Raw genomic sequence first — 14,770 nt, forward strand, 5'->3', positions numbered from 1 at the left:
GGCCTGCGTGAAGCTCGAGCGTCATGCCATGCCCATGGCCTTGTCGAAGAACGCGGCCAGTTCTTCCATGGCGTCCAGGGGCAGCACCAGCGAGACGTATTGATCGGGTCGAACCACGATGACGGCACCCTGACGGTCGATGCCGCGGGCCTCGAAGATGTCCGCCTCGGGATTGATGGCGTAGACCTTCTCGTAGTCGGTCAGCTGGAAGGGGCCGACCTTCGGCATGAAGATGTCGGGGATCGTCGGCCCGTGTTCGACCTCGCCATGGGGCTGCTGGTAGATCGCCTTGACGTCGAACAGGCTGTCAAGGTCGCCGCTCGCCGGGGTGTACTTCACCACCGGCGAGTCCGGGGAGTTCAGCAGCCACCCGGCCCAGGCGGCCAGGCGGGAATCCTCGCCCGGGCGGGCGCTGTCGGCGAAGGCATAGACGCGCCAGCGGCCGTCGGCCGTGGCGTGATGCCCCAGGTGCACGGGGTTGCCGTCGCAGACTCGCATGACCGGCGCCGACTTGAATCGCTTGCCCACCGGGAAGCCGGTCGCCAGAGACTGATGTGCCGTGTTGCCGGTGATCATCGACTCCCGGTACTCGGTCATGAAGCCGGCCGGGAATTCGGCGGTCTTGACGTAAAAGTCCGCCAGCTCCTGGGGATCCTCGAACTCCTCGGCGGGCTTGGCCATCAGGCTGGACCACTCCCGGTCGAAATCGATCAGGTTCTGGGCGACCTCCTGGCGCTCGCTGGAGTAGGTGGCCAGCAGGGCTTCCGGGGCGATGCCGGTGAGCACATGCCCCAGCTTCCAGGCGATGTTGAAGCCGTCCTGCATGGAGACGTTCATGCCCTGGCCGGCCTTGGCGCTGTGGGTATGGCAGGCGTCGCCGGCGATGAAGACGCGCGGCATGCGCGTCCCCTCTTCCTCGGTGGGCACGTCGTCGAACTTGTCGGTGACGCGGTGGCCCACCTCATAGACGGTGTACCAGGCGCAGTCCTTCACCTCCAGGGTGTAGGGATGCAGGATCTGGTTGGCCTTGGCGACGGTGGCTTCCAGGGTGGTTTTTCGAATCTGGCGGTTGTCGTCCTCGGCCACCTCGCCGAGATCGACGTACATCCGGAACAGGTGACCGCCTTCACGCGGAATGAGCAGGATGCTGCCGCCGCTGGCGGACTGGATGGCGCACTTGGTGCGGATGTCCGGGAAGTTGGTCTCCGCGAGCACGTCCATCACGCCCCAGGCGTGGTTGGCCACCTTGCCCAGGTGCTTGCGCCCGATCGCCTTGCGCACGCCGCTGTGCGCTCCGTCGCAGCCCACCACGTACCTGGCCTTGACCGTGCGTTGCTGTCCTTCCTGCTCGCCCGCGACATGCTGCAGCGTCACGGTGATCGGGTATTCCTTGCCATGATCGATGTCGAGCCCCAGGAACTGCAGGCCGTAGTCGGGCTCCAGCCGGGCCGGCGAGTTTTTGGCGAACTCGGCGAAGTAGTCCAGCACGCGGGCCTGGTTGACGATCAGGTGCGGGAACTCGCTGATCCTTCCGCCGTCATCGTCGAGGGCCACGGAGGAGCGAGCGATGTTCGCCGGCCGCTCCGGGTCCGGTGCCCAGAAGGCCATCTCGCTGATCCGGTAGGCCTCCTCGGTGATCCGCCCGGCGAAGCCGAATGCCTGGAAGGTCTCGACGCTGCGGGCCTGGATGCCGTCGGCCTGGCCGATTTCCAGCCGGCCGGGACGGCGGTCGACGATCCGCGTGGTGATGTTCGGGAACTGCGCCAGCTGGGCGGCGGCGATCATGCCCGCCGGGCCGCCCCCGACGATCAGCACGTCGACGTGTTCCGGCAGGGTGTCGGGGCGATCGATGCCGCTGCCGGCGGCAGCCTCGATGCGGGGGTCGCCGGAGACGTAACCGTGATGATGGAACTGCATCTTCTCTCTCCTCGTTTGTTCTTCGGGCCGGCCGTCGGGTCGCAGGAGCACACCACCGAGGCTGACCGTGGTGGCCGCTCGAGCGCTTCCGGCTCGAGACAGGCCGGTGTCAGGACATCTGCCATCCTCACTCACCGCTCACGGAGCGCACAGGTGTTTTCCGGAGGAGAAATTGTACTTTTCACGGGGGAGTCTTAGACCTTGGTCGCTCATGGGGGCTTGGCTGGCCTCATCTCGAAGCGACGGTTTTCGGCCAGGTCCGCGATTGTGCCTATAGACATTGGTCTACGGCGGCAGGGGCGCTCACCGGGTATGACTGTTCTTTTCTTTAACATAAGTTGTTGTTTTTATTCGAGTAAATGGCGGCGGCCGGATGGGGGGCAAGGCGTCGGGAGAGCGTTTGACCGGCAGCCCCGGGGCTGCTAAAAAACGTTAAGTTATTAACGTTAAAATATTAATGAAGCCGAGAGCGACGACGCAGGTCGTCATCGATGATCGATGAGAGGCGAGACATCATGAATACAACAAGCAAACGACTGTTCGCGTCACTGACGATGGGCGCCGCCCTGGCATCACCGGCGGTCCTGGCCGCCGATACGGTGACCTTGCGCATCATGCACCCCCTGCCCGCCATGTCCAATGCCCAGCAGGACGTCATCGAGCCCTGGTGCGATGACCTGGAAAGCCGGTCCGAAGAGCGGATCCAGTGTCAGATCTATCCCTCGATGCAGCTGGGGGGCGCGCCTGCGCAGCTGCCCGACATGGTGCGCAATGGCGTGATCGATATCACCTGGACCGCGCTCGGCTATTCGGCCGGGCGTTTCCCGCGCAGCGAGGCGCTGGAGCTGCCCTTCATGCTTCCTGACGGCGGCGTCGATGGCAGCGAGATCGCCTGGGATTTCTACCAGCAACATGCCCAGGAGGATTTCTCGGATTACAAGGTGCTGGCGCTCCACAGCGATGGCGGCGGCAGCATTCATACCGCCGACACCGGCGTCAGCGACATGGCCGACATGGAGGGGCTGCGGATCAGGGCGTCGACACGGATGGCCTCGGAGCTGATCGACGCCCTGGGCGGAACGCCGGTCAGCATGCCGCCGGCACAGATCGCCGACACCCTGGCCAAGGGCGTCATCGACGGTGCCATGGCGGTCTGGGAGGTCGTGCCGCCGACCAAGCTGGACGAAGTGACCCACTATCACACCCAGACGGCCGACGATCAGGCGACGCCTACCGTCACTACCCTGGCGATGCTGATGAATCAGCGCAGCTACGAGCGGATGCCTGACGATCTGCGCCAGATCCTGGACGACCTCAGCGGACGTGAGCTGTCTGTTCGCTTCGGCGAGTCCTGGGATCGGGCTATCGAGTCGGTGCGCAGCGATATCGTCGCCAATGACGATCACACGGTGATCACGCTAGGGGAGGAAGAATACGCCGCCATGCGCGAGGCCTCGCGTTCGATCATCGATGACTGGGCGGCGTCGAACGACGGCGGTATCGACCGGCAGTCGCTGGTCGAGGGGCTGCGGAAGATCGTCGAAGAGAAGGCGCCGGACCTGCAATGAGCAGGGCGCTTCCTGGTGGAACTCGGGTCACGAGGGTAGTGAAGATGGAAAGAGTGTTGCGGCGCCTCTCGATCGGTTTCGCGCTGGCGGGAGGTGCCATCGTCCTGGCGCTGATCGCGATGTCACTCGTCTCGCTGGTCGGCCGCAAGCTGTTCGCCGCCCCGATTCCCGGTGATATCGAGCTGCTGCAGATGCTGATCGCCGTCGCCGTGACGGCCTTCCTGCCCCTCTGCGAGATGAATGACCACCATATCCGGGTGGACCTGGTCGCCGGCCTCTTCAGGCCGGTGGTCAATCGCTGGCTGCTCGCCGTGAGCCATGTGGCACTGGCGGGGATCGCCGCCCTGCTGGCCTGGCGCACGGCGCTGATGGCCGCAGACAGCTACAGCTACGGCTCCACCAGCACCATGCTGGGCGTGCCGCTGTGGATACCGCAGTTCGCCATGGTGCCGGGCCTGGTGCTGCTGGTCCTGAATGCGCTGTATCGAGGCGCGACGAGTGTCCGCGCCCGGCGGTCCGACGACGGTCATGAGGTGAATCCATGAGTGGACTGGAAATCGGGGCAATCGTCCTGGCGGCCCTGATGGTCATGCTGGGGCTGCGCATTCATGTCGGCGTGGGGATGCTCCTGGCGGGGGTGGGCTGCTACCTGATCGTCAACGAGGGCGATACCAATGCGCTGCTCTTCACCCTCAACAACCTGGTCTATGCTCGCTTCTCGAGCTATGACCTTGCGGTCATCCCGCTGTTCGTGCTGATGGGGCAGTTCGCGATCCATGGGGGGCTGTCGCGGGCCCTGTTCCGGGCCGCGGCGGCCTTCATCGGCCACTGGCGAGGCGGGCTGGCGATGTCGGCGGCCGGCGCCTGTGCCGGTTTCGGTGCCATCTGCGGGTCGTCGCTGGCGACGGCGACGACGATGAGCCAGGTCGCCCTGCCCGAGCTGGAACGCCACCATTACGACAAGCGCCTGGCCGCCGGTACCGTCGCCGCGGCGGGCACCCTGGGCATCCTCATTCCGCCGTCGGTGCCCTTGATCATCTACGCCGTGCTGACCCAGGAATCGATCGCCAAGCTGTTCATGGCCGCCGTGGTTCCCGGGCTGATCGCCATGCTGGGCTACATGGTGGTGATCCGGCTGGTCGCGACTCGCACCATGCGCGACGCCCCGCGGGCGCCGCGGCATGACTGGCGCGAGCGGCTGGACGCCCTCTGGGAAGTGGTGCCGGTCATGCTGATCTTCGTCGTGGTCATCTTCGGCATCTACGGCGGCTGGGCCAACCTCACCGAGGCGGCCTCGATCGGTGCCGCCGCCTGTGGTGGCTACGCCTTCGTGCGGGGCGGCATGCGCGGCGCGGGTTTCTATCGGAGCCTGATCGGCACCGCCGAGGCGACGGCGATGATCTATCTGGTGGTGCTGGGGGCCGACCTGCTCAACAGCGGGCTCGCGCTGAGCCAGCTGCCCGTCGAGCTGGCCGACTGGGTGATGGGCAGTGGCCTGGCACCGCTGAGCGTCCTGCTGTGCATCCTGGTGGTCTACCTGCTGCTCGGCTGCGTGATGGACTCCCTGTCGATGATCCTGCTGACGATCCCGATCTTCTACCCCATCGTCCTGGGGCTGGACCTGTTCGGCCTGGATGCCACGGGCAAGTCGATCTGGTTCGGCATCATCGCGCTGATGGTGGTGGAGATCGGCCTGATCACGCCGCCCATGGGCATGAACCTGTTCATCGTCCAGAAGTACGGGGCCGGGACGTCGCTGGGCACCGTCAGCCGCGGCATCGTGCCCTTCCTGGTCGCGGATGCGCTTCGTATCGGGCTGCTGGTGAGCATCCCGGCGCTTTCCTTGCTGTTTCTCTAGCGAGCGAGGCGGGCCCTCGATGGTGGTGTGTCGGGAAGCCGTGGCCAGGAACAAGAATGCGCGTTGCGAGGTGGAAATGAAGAACATGCTCTCTCAGCCGTCCAGCCTGTCCTCGCTCCAGGACGAATGCCTGAAAACCCTGGTCGATGTCTTCGATGTGCCGCGGGCGGCATCCTATATGGTGGATCGCCGCTCTCGGATGTTCGGCCTGAAGCATCACGGCGTTCAGGCGGGCATGCAGAGGGATTACATCGACCACTTCCAGCATCACGATCCTCTTCATCCTCACCATGTCAGGCGTCATGCCGACGGGGTCCTGCGTTCCAGCGAGGCGGTCTCGCTGAAGGAAAGGCAGGAGAACCCTTACTATGCCGACTTCTTCAAGCGTTGGGGGATTCTGGAGACGGTGGAAGTCTATCTGCATGTCGGCGGACGCATAGCGGCGGGGATGACGCTCTTCATGGGGCCCCATCGAGGATCGCTGTCGAGCGCGGACATGAAGAAGGTGGAACGTCTGCAGGGCTTCATGCAGTTCTCGCTGGTGGCCTGCCTCGAGGCGCCCCGTCAGCGTGATCTTGGCGACATCTGTGACGAGTTTCACCTGACGCCCAGGGAGCGGCTGGTCGTGGAGCTGGTGCTGCAGGGGCTGCCCAACAAGCGCATGGCGACGGATCTCTGCTGCAGCCTTTCCACGATCAAGACGCATCTTCAGCACATCTCCGAGAAGATGCAGGTCAACGGCAAGGCGGAGATCGCTTCCTTGCTCTATTCACAGCAACGGTGCCACTGACATCGTTCGGCCGCCCGGCGTTCAGGCATCGAAGGCCGGGCGGTCTCTGATCGATCAGAAGATCGCCAGATAGTGCTTGATCATCTCATCGGACTCGATGATCCACTCCAGATTCTCTCCCTTTGCGATGTACCAGGCCTCTCCAGGTTCGAAGGTTCTGCGTTCACCGCTGACGTTATCCATCAGCGTGACGCGGCCCTTGACCAGGGTGGCATGTTCGGCAAAGTCGTGATCCACCTGGAACCGACCCCGGGTGCAGGCGAAGATGCCAAGGATCTGGGGGTCGCCTTCCTGTCCCACCAGGGCGGCACCGCTGGCTTGAGGGTCTCCTTCCAGTACCTTGGCCCCCAGGTTCGCGACGCTGCCGAAGGTGGCAAGCGCGGTATTGTTGGCCGTTTCGTTGAGCACCAGCATGTTGTCTCTCCTCGTGTCGTGCTGAGTTGGTGGATCGTCCATGCCGAGACATGGCATCCGCGTCCGGGTCGGGTCAGTGAAGCTTGGCCTCGATCTGGTGCCAGCACTTTCCACCAGTGACCCAGAGTGCATTGAGGGGGCGAGCGGCGAGTATCCTCGAATGCTTGACTCTGGAAAGGATGTCGAAATGGCCCGCTTCACCGCTGATGGCCTTGGCCAGTGACTTGGCGATCAGGTGGGAGGGCGCCACGCCGAAGCCGGCGTATCCCTGGGCGAAGAAGATGTTCGGGTGGCCGGGCAGCTGGCCGACCTGTGGAAAGAGGTTGGCGCCCAGTGCCATGCGACCGCTCCAGGCGTGATCCACCCCGATATCGGCAAGTTGCGGGAACACCTTGCGCAGGTTCTTGCGAAGGTGCCCTTCCAGGTCTCTCGGCAGGTATTCGAGGAAATGCGTGGCGCCGCCGAACAGCAGCCGGTTGTCCGCGCTAAGACGGTAATAGTCGATGACGGGGCGGTTGTCGCATATCGCGGCGCGTGCCGGCATGAAGGCCCGTATCTGGTCATCGGTCAGGGGTTCCGTCGCGATGCTGAAGGCATTCGTGGTGACGAAGCGCTCGTCCAGGTGCGACTCGAGACCGTCCAGATAGGCATTGCAGGCATAGACCAGCGTATTCGCGGTGACCTTGCCGCCGGACGTATGCACGACGACCTTGTTGCCTTTCTCGACCCGCTCTACGGCCGTGTTCTGATAGAGGCGGACGCCGAGCGCCTGGGCTGCCATGGCCTCGCCCTGAACGAGATTGAGGGGGTGCAGATAGCCTGATCCTCGATCCAGCAGCCCGCCGACGTAGGGTTCGCCGCGGACCACCTGATGCAGTGCGTCGCCCTCCAGCAGTCGCGTCTCGAAGGGATAGTCCTGCTGCTTCAGGAAGTCCTGCATTTCCTTCAAGGCGGAAAGCCGCTTCTGATCGTAGGCGACCGTACAGTATCCCCAGTTGAAGTCGCACTGGATATCGTACTTGTCGATACGCCCCTTTAGCGTCTGGACGGCCTCCAGCCCCATGCCGAAGAGCTGCGAGAACTCATCGGAGGAGAGGTGTTGCTTGATGAGCTCCGGTTCATGCCCGACGCCGCAGATCACCTGCCCGCCGTTGCGTCCGGAACCACCCCAGCCGATCTCATTGGCTTCCAGAAGCACCACGTCGATCCCGCGCTCTGCCAGCTCGATGGCGGTATTGACCCCGGTGTAGCCGCCGCCGATGACACAGACGTCCGCCGTTTGATCCGAGGTCAGGGAGGCGGCATCCAAATCATAGTTGGTCGTTGTCTTGTAGTAGTTTCCTGAATCTTTCATCGTGATACCTGTGAAGCCGGATGTGACGCGGTTGAACCTCTCAAGCTCGTCATGATTCTGAAACGGCACATCCACCTCGAGGTATCGGCCATATGGCTGATGTCCCGCAAGGCACCCCCTGTCGACGCCGCCCCTGCATTGGCATCGACCGGCACCGAGTCCCTCGACGCCTGGAGCACGTTCCATGGGGGCGACATGCGTTCATCTGGCCGCAGCGGCATGTCGCGATTCCCCTGGCCCCGGGGCGGCTTACGCGCTCAGGGGATGGTCGGCCTGACGGGCGTCATCGATGACGATGGCGGCCGCCTTCTCGGCGACAGCGATCGTCGGCGCATTGGTATTGCCACGAGGCAAGGCGGGGAAGACGGAGCAGTCGATCACGCGAAGCCCCTCGATGCCATGTACCTTGAGCCGGGTATCGACGACGGAAGAGGCGGGAGATGGCCCCATGCGGCAGGTGCCGGACGGGTGATACGTGGTCTTGCAGTACTGGCGGACGAATGCCTCGACCTGCGCCGAGGTGGTGCTCGGGGAATCGATGATGGCCTCCGCTCCGGGTGGAGAGAAGATGTCGTCGACGAGACCGGCGAGCGAGGTGTCCTTGAGGAAGGCGAGGCCGGCCTTGAGCGCGCGGGCCTGAGCCTCGAGGTCTTCCGGGTCTTCCAGGAAACGGGCGTCGATCTCCAGAGGGGCGTCCGGGGATGGCGCCGTCAGGCGAACCTGGCCGCGCGAGCTTGGCTGAAGGTGCCCCACCTTGAGCGTTATGCCATGGGTCTTGCCTTCACCAATGCCGTTGGGGTCGTCCCAGGTATCGAGAGCCGGCAGGAAGTGGATCTGCGTATCGAACCGCCCCTCTCCCTGCGTATCGAGAAAGGCGCCGGCCTCCAGGATGTTGGACGTCATCAGTCCCCGCCGGAACATCAGCCATTCGCCGCCGTGTCGCAGCGCCTTCAGGCCGCGATCTTCTCCATACAGCGAGAGGGGGTCCTTGAGGGTGGCGTTGATGGAGAGGTGAAGGTGATCCTGCAGGTTGTCACCAACGGGCAGGGAGGCCCGGCAGTCGACGCCGAGGTCGTCCAGGTGCGAGGCATCGCCGATGCCCGATAGCATCAGGATGCGTGGACTACCGATGGCGCCCGCGGACAGAATCACTTCACGGTCTGCGTGGTAGTGAACCTCTTCTCCCCCCTTGATGCTCGCCACCAGTCCTGTCGCCCGATTGCCCTCGAAGAGGAGCCGTTGTACCTGCGCGGAGGTGATGACCGTGAGGCGCGCGCTATGCTTGACCGGCTCGAGATAGGCCTTGGCGGAACTGCAGCGCTCTCCCTTGAAGGTGGTGGTCTGGTAGTAGCCGACGCCCTGGCGAAGGTTGTCGTTGAAGTCGTTGACATAGGGAAGGCCGATTTCCTGCCCCGACCGAATGAAGGCCTGGGTGAGGGGATGACGATAGCGGTTCTCGCTGACCTTCAGCGGCCCCTGTGTGCCGTGCAGCTCGGAAGAGAGGGACTCGTTCCCTTCCGACTCGATGAACCAGGGAAGAAGGTCATCGTAGCCCCAGCCTTCGCAGCCGTATTCACTGACCCAGCGGTCATAGTCTTCCCGGTGCCCGCGAATGTAGACCATGCCATTGACGGAGCTGCTGCCACCCAGCAGCTTGCCTTGCGCGATGGACATGCTGCGGTTGCCCGTCGCGGGGTGAGGGGCCGTCATGTACTCCCATGTCTTGATCGGAATCGCCTTGCCGACGGCGGCGGGCATTCTCACCAGCAGAGAGCTGTCTTGTCCGCCGGCTTCCAGCAGCAGCACACGGGCATCGGTTTGCTCTATCAGCCGGTGAGCCAGGACGCATCCTGCCGACCCGGCACCCACGACGATATAGTCGAAATGCTTGCTCATCTTGTCTCTCCCTGAGTTCGGGCATCGTGGAGATGCCTCCCGGATTCCCAGGGAGACGCTAAGGGATGTATGGGGATTTTATTGACCCTACCTGCCAGCGCCTTGACTCAGCGTGCCATCGGGAAAATTATCCTTTTCTTATAATCGGTTAGGCGAATGAGACTTTGGTGGTGCGGCGATCACTCCTGCCAAGGGGCTGTCACGCACGCTGGGATGCCGCCGATGCATGGCGGATGGTGGGGGAGGCGTGTGGAGAAGATGGAGAAGAGCGTCGCCTGAACGACGCCCTTCATCCTTCATCCCTGGCGCATTTCGAGCTCAGCGCGCGTCCGGCTGCTCGCCCGGGGCGGCGCGCCGGAAGGCATCCAGGGCACGGGCATTGTCGGCGATGCGTCGGATGCGCGGGTAGGCCGAGAGGTCACACTCGAAGCGCTCGGCGTTGAACACCTGGGGCACCAGGCAGGCGTCGGCCAGGGTCGGGGCGTCGCCGTGGCAGAACTCGCCGCTGCCGGCCTCGCGGCTGAGCATGGCTTCCAGTGCCGTGAAGCCCTCATGGACCCAGTGGTGATACCAGGCCAGCCTGGCCGCGTCGTCGACGCCGAGCTCACCGGTCAGGTACTTGAGCACCCGCAGGTTGTTCGGCGGGTGCATCTCGCAGGCCACCAGCTGGGCCAAGGCGCGCACCCGGGCGCGCTCGGCGGGATCCCCGGGCAGCAGGGCCGGCTCGGGGTGAACCTCTTCCAGGTACTCGCAGATGGCCAGCGACTGGGTCAGCCGCAGGCCGTCGTCGGTGACCAGCGTCGGCACCAGGCCCTGGGGATTGTCGGCCAGATAGCCTTCGCCGCGCTGCTCGCCGGCCACCAGGTCGACCGGGTCCTGGTCATAGGCCAGCCCCTTGAGGTTCAGTGCGATGCGCACCCGGTAGGCGGCGGACGAGCGGAAATAGCCGTAGAGCGTGGTCATGGCCGGTCTCCTCAGTTCGCCTCGTGCTTCACGACCCGCTGGTCGATGGCGCCGAAGATGCTCTGGCCCTCGCGGTCGAACATCTCGATGCGCACCCGGTCGCCGAAGTGCATGAAGGGGGTGCGGCTCTCGCCGTGGAGGATCTTCTCGACCATGCGCACCTCGGCCAGGCAGCTGTAGCCCACGCCGCCGTCGGCCACCGGCTTGCCGGGGCCGCCGTCGGCATCGGGATTGGACACGGTGCCTGAGCCGACCACGGCGCCGGCGCCCAGGTGGCGGGTGCGGGCGGCGTGGGCGACCAGCTCGGGGAAGCCGAAGATCATGTCCGGGCCGGCCTCGGGTTCGCCGAACTTCTCGCCGTTCAGGTGCACGGTCAGCGGCAGGTGGACGCGGCCGTCCTGCCAAGCGTCGCCCAGCTCGTCCGGGGTCACGCAGATCGGCGAGAAGCTGGAGGCCGGCTTGGCCTGGAAGAAGCCGAAGCCCTTGGCCAGCTCGCCGGGGATCAGGCCGCGCAGGCTGACGTCATTGACCAGCATGATCAGCTTGATGTGGCCGGCGGCCTGCTCCGGCGTCACCGCCATCGGCACGTCGTCGGTGATCACCGCGAGCTCGCCCTCGAAGTCGATGCCGTGGTCCTCGCTGACGGCCTCGATGTCCTCGGTGGGCGCCAGGAAGCTGTCGCCGCCGCCCTGGTACATCAGCGGGTCGGTCCAGAAGGTCTCGGGCATCTCGGCGTCGCGGGCACGGCGCACCAACTGCACGTGGTTGAGATAGGCGGAGCCATCGGCCCAGTGGTAAGTGCGCGGCAGCGGCGAGTGCAGGGCGGCCATGTCGAGGTCGAAGGCGCCCTCGGCGCGACTGGTGTTGAGCGCGGCGTAGCGCTCCTCGAGGCGCGGGGCGAGCTCGTCCCAGCGCTCGATCGCCTGCTGCAGGGTGGCGGCGATATCGGTGGCGCGCACGGCGCGGGTCAGGTCACGGGAGACGACGATCAGTTCGCCGTCGCGGCCGACGTTCAGGGTGGCGAGTTTCATGGGGCGTTCCTGTTATTGAGATCGTGTGAGTGCGTTGTCAGGGGGATTGGCGACGGCGGAACTCAGCGCTTGTCCGGATCGAAGTGCGAGCCCAGCCCCTGCCATACGTCGACGTAGTCGCGCTGGCGGAAGTCCGCCGCCAGCGCCGTCTCGGTGGGCTGGAAGACGTAGCGGCTCTCGAACATGAAGGCCAGGGTGTCGCCCTGATACCGGGGCTCGAGCTCGGCGTGGGTGGCCTTGTCGAAGGTCTCGGCGTCCGGGCCGTGGGGCGACATGGCGTTGTGCAGGCTGGCGCCGCCGGGCAAGAAGCCCTCCGCCTTGGCGTCGTATTCGCCGTGGATCAGGCCCATGAACTCGCTCATCAGGTTGCGATGGAAGTAGGGCGGGCGGAAGGTGTCCTCGGCGACCATCCAGCGCGGCGGGAAGATCACGAAGTCGATGTTGGCGGTGCCGGCGGTGTCCGACGGCGAGGTCAGCACGGTGAAGATCGACGGGTCGGGATGGTCGAAGCTCACCGTGTTGACGGTGTTGAAGTTGGCCAGGTCGTACTTGTAGGGCGCGTAGTTGCCGTGCCAGGCCACCACGTCCAGCGGCGAATGATCGAGCCGGGTGCGCCAGAAGCGCCCGGAGAACTTGGCCACCAGCTCGATGTCGCCCTCGACCTCTTCAAAGGCGGCCACCGGGGCCAGGAAGTCGCGCGGGTTGGCCAGGCCGTTGGCGCCGATCGGCCCCAGGCCTGGCAGCTCGAAGGGGCTGCCGTAGTTCTCGCAGACGTAGCCGCGGGCCTGCTCGCAATCACTGGCCAGGCGCACCTGGAACTTGACCCCGCGCGGGATCACCGCGATCTCGCCGCCGCCGATCTCGAGCTCGCCGAACTCGGTGCGCAGCCGCAGGGCGCCGAGCTGGGGCACGATCAGCAGCTCGCCGTCGGCGTCATAGAAGAAGCGCTCGGTCATGTCGCGGTTGCAGGCGTAGAGATGCACGCCGCAGCCGGTCTGGGTGGCGGCATCGCCGTTGACGGCGACGGTCAGCAGGCCGTCGAGGAAGTCGGTGGGCGCCTCGGGCAGCGGCAGCGGGTCCCAGCGCATCTGGTTGGGGTCGGCGGCGGGTCGCGCCGGCGGCGCGGTGGCCACGCGGCCGGCGTCGAGCGGCTCGTAGGCGCTCTGCGCCACCGAAGGGCGGATGCGATACAGCCAGCTGCGCAGGTTGTGGGAGCGCGGCGCGGTGAAGGCCGAGCCGGAGAGCTGCTCGGCGTAGAGGCCGTAAGGGCAGCGCTGGGGCGAGTTCTGGCCCTCGGGCAGCGCGCCCGGCAGCGCCTCGCTGGCGAAGTGGTTGCGAAAGCCCGGCTGATGGTCGAGCGGTGTTGTCATTGTGTTGCCCTCGCGGGATATGGTTTCAAATGAAACTATATGGGCAGGCTAGCCCCCATTGGTTTCATATGCAACCATCACGCGACCTTGGTAGTACGCCCGACACCGCCCCGACGAGATGCCCATGACGCCTGATGATGCCCCCGCGGAACGCTTCGACCTCGACCACTTCCTGCCCTATCGCCTCAACCACCTGGCCGACCGCATCAGCCAGGCGCTGGCGCGCCTCTACGAGACCCGCCACGACCTGACCGTGGCCCAGTGGCGGGTGCTGGCCTGGCTGCATCATCGCGAGGAGCTGACCGCCAAGCAGATTCGCGAGGCCACACGCATGGACAAGGCGCGGGTCTCGCGGGCGGTGCAGGGGCTGGAGGCGCGGGAGTTGATCCGCCGGCGGCCCTCGCCGGAGGATCAGCGCCGCCACGAGCTCAGGCTGACCGCGGCGGGCGAGGCGCTGCTGGCGCAGCTGATTCCCGAGGCGCGGGCCTGGGAGGCGGCGCTGGTGGCGCCGCTGTCGATCGACGAGTATCGCCAGCTGTTCGAGCTGATGAGCCGGCTGGAGAGCCAGCTGACGAAGCTGGAGTCGTAGGCGATGCCTGAAAAGTGGCTGCGCTCGGCTATACGGCGTTAAAAATCAGCTCGTGCGCGAGCCCGGTCAAAGTCCTCATTTACACCCCGTAAACTCTGGCTTCTCGCTGATTTTTGCCTTGTCTATCCTTCGCTCGCTGACTTTTCAAACACCGCCTGGGGAAAGCGGTTGGATCAGGCCGGCAGTTCGTCGGCGGCGGGAATGCGGCCGCCCAGCCGGGCGGTGATCTCCTCGGCGGCTTCGCGGATCTGCGCGCCGAGCTCGTCCAGGCGCTCCTCGGGGATCCGCGCCTTGGGGCCGGAGACCGAGATGGCGGCCAGCGGAGTGCCCTGCTCGTCGTGGATGCAGGCGGCCACGCACTGCAGGCCGATGGCGTGCTCCTCGCGGTCGCAGGCGTAGCCCTGGCGGCGGATCTCGGCCAGGCTCTCGCGCAGCGTCACCGGGTCGTGGAGGGTGTTGACGGTCACCCGTGCCAGGCCGCGTTCGTCGAGCACCCGCTCCAGCTCGTCGTCGGGCAGCCAGGCCATCAGCGCCTTGCCCACGCCGGAGGCGTGCAGCGGCGCCCGGGAGCCCAGGCGGGTGATCATGCGCATCATCTGCGGCGATTCGCTCTGGGCCAGGAACACCGCGGTGCTGCCGTCGCGCACGCCGAGGTTGGCGGTCTCGCCCGTCTGGGCGGTCAGCCGGCGCAGGAAGGGCCGGCTGGCGGCGACGAAGTCGCGGGCCTCGAGGAAGCTGTTGCCGATGCGGAAGGTCTTGACGTCGATCTTCCACAGCCCGAGCTCGTTGTCCTGGGTGATGAAGCCCTGGCTCTGCAGGGCCTGGAGCAGCCGATGGGTGGTGGAGGGGGCGAGGTCGGCCTGCTCGGCGATCTCGGACAGCGCCAGGCCGCCGGGATTGCCCGCCAGGCGCTCCAGCAGGTTGAGTCCGCGCACCAGAGACTGGCTGTGACCGCCGCTGCCCTTGCCGCTTGCCGGGCGTCCCGCCGTTCTGCGCTTGCCTTCACTCACTGCCTGATCT

13 protein-coding genes are annotated in these 14,770 nt (G+C 65.5%); 5 read left to right on the forward strand and 8 right to left on the reverse strand.

What is annotated here, in order from left to right; genetic code table 11:
- Window positions 1–21: 21 nt before the first annotated feature.
- Entirely contained in the window at window positions 22–1,917 is a 1,896-nt protein-coding gene (locus tag UN84_RS17135) for an FAD-binding monooxygenase (RefSeq protein WP_046079010.1), read from the reverse strand.
- A 491-nt stretch (window positions 1,918–2,408) separates the two neighbouring features.
- On the opposite strand from UN84_RS17135, the gene UN84_RS17140 reads away from it, so the two are divergent.
- The 4 genes from UN84_RS17140 to UN84_RS17155 all read left to right on the forward strand — a co-directional run bounded on the left by UN84_RS17140 (window position 2,409) and on the right by UN84_RS17155 (window position 6,133).
- On the forward strand, window positions 2,409–3,485 hold the full coding sequence (locus UN84_RS17140) for a TRAP transporter substrate-binding protein (RefSeq protein ID WP_237022339.1): 1,077 nt from the start codon (window positions 2,409–2,411) through the stop codon (window positions 3,483–3,485).
- Between the two features lie 44 nt (window positions 3,486–3,529).
- On the forward strand, window positions 3,530–4,030 hold the full coding sequence (locus tag UN84_RS17145) for a TRAP transporter small permease (protein WP_082090872.1): 501 nt from the start codon (window positions 3,530–3,532) through the stop codon (window positions 4,028–4,030).
- The gene (locus UN84_RS17150; RefSeq protein WP_046079012.1) at window positions 4,027–5,343 is read left to right on the forward strand and encodes a TRAP transporter large permease; all 1,317 of its coding nucleotides are present in this window, start codon (window positions 4,027–4,029) and stop codon (window positions 5,341–5,343) included. Before UN84_RS17145 ends, UN84_RS17150 begins: the two co-directional genes overlap by 4 nt.
- A gap of 76 nt (window positions 5,344–5,419) precedes the next feature.
- Window positions 5,420–6,133, forward strand: a complete 714-nt coding sequence (locus UN84_RS17155) for a helix-turn-helix transcriptional regulator (RefSeq protein ID WP_046079013.1) — start codon at window positions 5,420–5,422, stop codon at window positions 6,131–6,133.
- Window positions 6,134–6,187: 54 nt separating this feature from the next.
- Here UN84_RS17155 and UN84_RS17160 read toward each other — a convergent pair whose 3' ends face one another.
- The 6 genes from UN84_RS17160 to hmgA form a co-directional block, all read right to left on the reverse strand.
- The gene (locus UN84_RS17160; protein ID WP_046079014.1) at window positions 6,188–6,547 is read right to left on the reverse strand and encodes a cupin domain-containing protein; all 360 of its coding nucleotides are present in this window, start codon (window positions 6,545–6,547) and stop codon (window positions 6,188–6,190) included.
- Window positions 6,548–6,620: 73 nt separating this feature from the next.
- Complete coding sequence (locus UN84_RS17165; protein ID WP_161796807.1) at window positions 6,621–7,970, reverse strand: NAD(P)/FAD-dependent oxidoreductase; 1,350 nt, start codon at window positions 7,968–7,970, stop codon at window positions 6,621–6,623.
- A gap of 180 nt (window positions 7,971–8,150) precedes the next feature.
- The gene (locus tag UN84_RS17170) at window positions 8,151–9,797 is read right to left on the reverse strand and encodes a GMC family oxidoreductase (protein ID WP_046079016.1); all 1,647 of its coding nucleotides are present in this window, start codon (window positions 9,795–9,797) and stop codon (window positions 8,151–8,153) included.
- A gap of 318 nt (window positions 9,798–10,115) precedes the next feature.
- Complete coding sequence (gene maiA / locus UN84_RS17175) at window positions 10,116–10,760, reverse strand: maleylacetoacetate isomerase (RefSeq protein WP_046079017.1); 645 nt, start codon at window positions 10,758–10,760, stop codon at window positions 10,116–10,118.
- A gap of 11 nt (window positions 10,761–10,771) precedes the next feature.
- Complete coding sequence (locus UN84_RS17180) at window positions 10,772–11,791, reverse strand: fumarylacetoacetate hydrolase family protein (protein WP_046079018.1); 1,020 nt, start codon at window positions 11,789–11,791, stop codon at window positions 10,772–10,774.
- A 62-nt stretch (window positions 11,792–11,853) separates the two neighbouring features.
- The gene (gene hmgA, locus UN84_RS17185; RefSeq protein WP_046079019.1) at window positions 11,854–13,161 is read right to left on the reverse strand and encodes a homogentisate 1,2-dioxygenase; all 1,308 of its coding nucleotides are present in this window, start codon (window positions 13,159–13,161) and stop codon (window positions 11,854–11,856) included.
- A gap of 124 nt (window positions 13,162–13,285) precedes the next feature.
- Between hmgA and UN84_RS17190 the strand changes: the two genes are divergently transcribed.
- The gene (locus UN84_RS17190; RefSeq protein WP_046079020.1) at window positions 13,286–13,750 is read left to right on the forward strand and encodes a MarR family winged helix-turn-helix transcriptional regulator; all 465 of its coding nucleotides are present in this window, start codon (window positions 13,286–13,288) and stop codon (window positions 13,748–13,750) included.
- 173 nt (window positions 13,751–13,923) lie between these two features.
- Here UN84_RS17190 and UN84_RS17195 read toward each other — a convergent pair whose 3' ends face one another.
- Window positions 13,924–14,760 carry an IclR family transcriptional regulator gene (locus UN84_RS17195; protein ID WP_046079021.1) on the reverse strand — a complete coding sequence of 279 codons (837 nt, stop codon included), beginning with the start codon at window positions 14,758–14,760 and terminating at the stop codon, window positions 13,924–13,926.
- Window positions 14,761–14,770: the final 10 nt, after the last annotated feature.

The sequence above is a fragment of the Halomonas sp. HG01 genome (assembly GCF_000968715.2).
Lineage (GTDB): Bacteria > Pseudomonadota > Gammaproteobacteria > Pseudomonadales > Halomonadaceae > Halomonas > Halomonas halophila.

What these genes read in the sequence shown, in the direction of transcription:
- UN84_RS17135 (WP_046079010.1), bottom strand. Translation starts at nt 1,917, where the DNA reads ATGCAGTTCCATCATCACGGTTACGTCTCCGGCGACCCCCGCATCGAG.
- UN84_RS17140 (WP_237022339.1), top strand. Translation starts at nt 2,409, where the DNA reads ATGATCGATGAGAGGCGAGACATCATGAATACAACAAGCAAACGACTG.
- UN84_RS17145 (WP_082090872.1), top strand. Translation starts at nt 3,530, where the DNA reads ATGGAAAGAGTGTTGCGGCGCCTCTCGATCGGTTTCGCGCTGGCGGGA.
- UN84_RS17150 (WP_046079012.1), top strand. Translation starts at nt 4,027, where the DNA reads ATGAGTGGACTGGAAATCGGGGCAATCGTCCTGGCGGCCCTGATGGTC.
- UN84_RS17155 (WP_046079013.1), top strand. Translation starts at nt 5,420, where the DNA reads ATGAAGAACATGCTCTCTCAGCCGTCCAGCCTGTCCTCGCTCCAGGAC.
- UN84_RS17160 (WP_046079014.1), bottom strand. Translation starts at nt 6,547, where the DNA reads ATGCTGGTGCTCAACGAAACGGCCAACAATACCGCGCTTGCCACCTTC.
- UN84_RS17170 (WP_046079016.1), bottom strand. Translation starts at nt 9,797, where the DNA reads ATGAGCAAGCATTTCGACTATATCGTCGTGGGTGCCGGGTCGGCAGGA.
- maiA (WP_046079017.1), bottom strand. Translation starts at nt 10,760, where the DNA reads ATGACCACGCTCTACGGCTATTTCCGCTCGTCCGCCGCCTACCGGGTG.
- UN84_RS17180 (WP_046079018.1), bottom strand. Translation starts at nt 11,791, where the DNA reads ATGAAACTCGCCACCCTGAACGTCGGCCGCGACGGCGAACTGATCGTC.
- hmgA (WP_046079019.1), bottom strand. Translation starts at nt 13,161, where the DNA reads ATGACAACACCGCTCGACCATCAGCCGGGCTTTCGCAACCACTTCGCC.
- UN84_RS17190 (WP_046079020.1), top strand. Translation starts at nt 13,286, where the DNA reads ATGACGCCTGATGATGCCCCCGCGGAACGCTTCGACCTCGACCACTTC.